Origin of the sequence: Aquimarina sp. I32.4 (assembly GCF_002924285.1) — a bacterium.
Classification (GTDB): Bacteria; Bacteroidota; Bacteroidia; order Flavobacteriales; family Flavobacteriaceae; genus Aquimarina.
Genome location: NZ_PGUB01000205.1, coordinates 1 through 2,866 on the forward strand (window position 1 = coordinate 1; position 2,866 = coordinate 2,866).

Sequence of the window (2,866 nt, forward strand, 5' to 3'; positions counted from 1 at the left end):
TGCATTTCTTGCTGTTGCACCAACATAAATAAGCATCTTAAATTCAAGATTTAAGATACAAAAAAGGAGCGAAAACAATGTCGTTTTCACTCCTCGTATTTTAATCCTTTTAAAGGACTTTTTCAGTGCCCTCTGTATTAACAAGGTCTCTTTTTTTAATCTATCTCCTTATAAATTATAGTTTTAATAATTTAACATAGATTTCTTTTCTAATTTAAAAATGAATATTCTTTCAACTAACTAAATGCATTTCTATAAAATTCTTTGATTTTTAACTTTTTTGAGGATTAACTATTTAAAAAAAATGACACTTACGGATTTCCATAAACAATGTTTACGGAAAAACCATAATTTTGATTTTTATTTTAAGCTGATAAAAAAGTGATTTTTTTATTCAGTTTCAAAAAACGGTACTTTTATATAGTATTATTGCAAAATGAGAAGGTGAAAATATAGAATTTACCATGTAATTAAAATAAAAATTATGGAATACATGAAATATTTAAATAATTATGAGAGTATAATGATTAATAAATTTATGGTAAGAAAAGTAAAAAGATTTAATCATAATAATTAGGGGCTTTTTCCCCTATTATTATATTGATTATCAAAAACAGATACCATAAATTTGCTGATGTAATCGCGTAATATTAAGATTTCATTAACAATTGTTTTTGAATTTTATACTTTTACAGACCCCAATACCTCAAAATAAAACCTATATGGATATAAAACTCCGCTATAGCCTTATACTGTCATTGTTATGGGCAGTATCTCTATTTGCTTTTCCTAGAACAGAGAAAGATACACTTTCTGTTACTACAATCAAGACATCTTCTTCAATGGTTGTACAAGAGTCAAAATTAACAATGCTAGAAGATATGGAAAAACAATTCCCAATAGCCATTGTTGAACAAAGTGTTATATCCACTTCTGAATTTACTCATAAATTATTAGAAAAAGAATATCAGCAAGATAAAAATATACAAGCTAGTCGTGCAGAAGTTGCTGCTATGTTTGATCAGATCGAAGCTGAAGGTAAATGGGTGGATTCTTTTAGAAATGAAGATATACAAACCCTTCCATTAGGGATTAGTTATACGCCGAAAGATAAAGATGGAAATACTGATGATGGAGTAATTGTAGAACTAGGACTTGTTAATGCTACGGTAAATACTAAATACATTGAATTTACTGCTTTTGCTCGTATTACTATTCCGCAAACCGATAAAAATGGGAAACGGATTGAGTTATTTTTTGGAGCCAATAATTTAAAAATGACTCATAAAGGTGGAATTATTGGTGATGCAAACCTTGTCCTTTTAGGAGATGTACATATCCCTTGGAATGGTGGTAAATGGTTGTTAACCTTAAAAGGAGGAATGAATTTAGATACAGGTAATGTACAGAATCTTACCTATTTCAATATGGACTGTGATGGTTTAAAAGAACTAGGAATTCAGGCAGAAGTACAATTTTCAAGAGATATGATTCTTCCTGTAGATTCTAACGGAGAGCCTATGTCAAAAACGCGTTCTTATAAAGGAGCGGATGGAAAAACAATTACAATCCCTAATCGTGTTACTGGAAATTTTGGAATTGTGTCATCAGGTTGGAGTGATATTATTGCAGAGATTAGTTTGCCATCTTTTGTATTGGCCAGTATGCCAAAAGGTTTTATGTTTTCTGTAAATAAAGCGATCTTTGATTTTAGTGATCAGCGTATCTCCCATGATAATTTTCCAAAACATTATTATGATAACGATTTATTATTTCCAAGTATAGAAAATTGGAGAGGCTTTTATATAGAATCCTTAAAAGTAGGTTTACCCGAGGCTTTTCATACAGAAGAAAGTATTGCGAAAAAACAACGGGTGTCTTTTGAAGCGCATCATATGATCATAGATAACTATGGAGTATCGGGTCATTTTGAAGTAAATAATATTATTCCTCTATCAGAGGGTAGAACTAATAAGACTAAGGCTTGGGCTATGTCTGTTGACCAATTAGGAGTATCACTTGCTGCTAATAGGTTTACTGGCGCAAATTTTGACGGGCGCATTTTGTTACCAATTTCTGATAATTTACAGAAAAAAGTAACAGATACTACAAAAGATAATCCCAAGGGGTTAGTGTATTCAGGGTTAATTTCTGAAGAAGAATTTATGTTACGACTATCTTCTTTAAATGAGATTGAATTTAACATCTGGAAAGCCAAAGCTAAATTAGCTCCTAATTCTTCTATAGAATTAAAAGTAGAAGAAGGTAATTTTCGCCCCAAAGCTATTTTACATGGAGAGATGGCTATTTCTTCAGACATTAATGAAAAGGAAACAGCTTCATCACTTTCAGAAGATATTAATGATGAAAAAGAAAAAGCCATAACCTTTAAAGGAATAACATTTCAAGATTTGGTATTACAAACCGAATCTCCCATATTTCAAGTAGGATATTTTGGATACAGAGGAGAGGTTAAAGTAGCTAATTTCCCGGTTTCTATAGGAGATATTGCATTAAGTTCAAATGATCAGGGAGCTGCAATAAATTTTGATTTGATGATTAACCTTATGGGAAAAGAAAGCAAGGGATTTGCCGCAAAAACAAGATTAGGTATTTTTTGCAATTTCAAAGAGGAAAACCATAAACAACAATGGAGGTACGATAGAATTGACTTATCAGAAATTCATATTGAAGCTAACATGGGAGCTGTTCAACTTAAAGGCAATTTAAAACTTAGGAATAACGATGAAGTTTATGGCAATGGTTTTAAGGCAAACATTACTGGAACCTTTGGTACTTTTGGGCCTATAAGTTGTAAAGCCATTTTTGGGAAAAAGGAGTTCCGATATTGGTATGTTGATGCCGC

General features: G+C 31.2%; 1 pseudogene. It reads left to right on the top strand.

Annotated elements, in window-relative coordinates:
* Positions 1–722 precede the first annotated feature (722 nt).
* Positions 723–2,866: pseudogene (locus tag CVD18_RS21885) on the top strand (hypothetical protein); the annotation flags it as partial.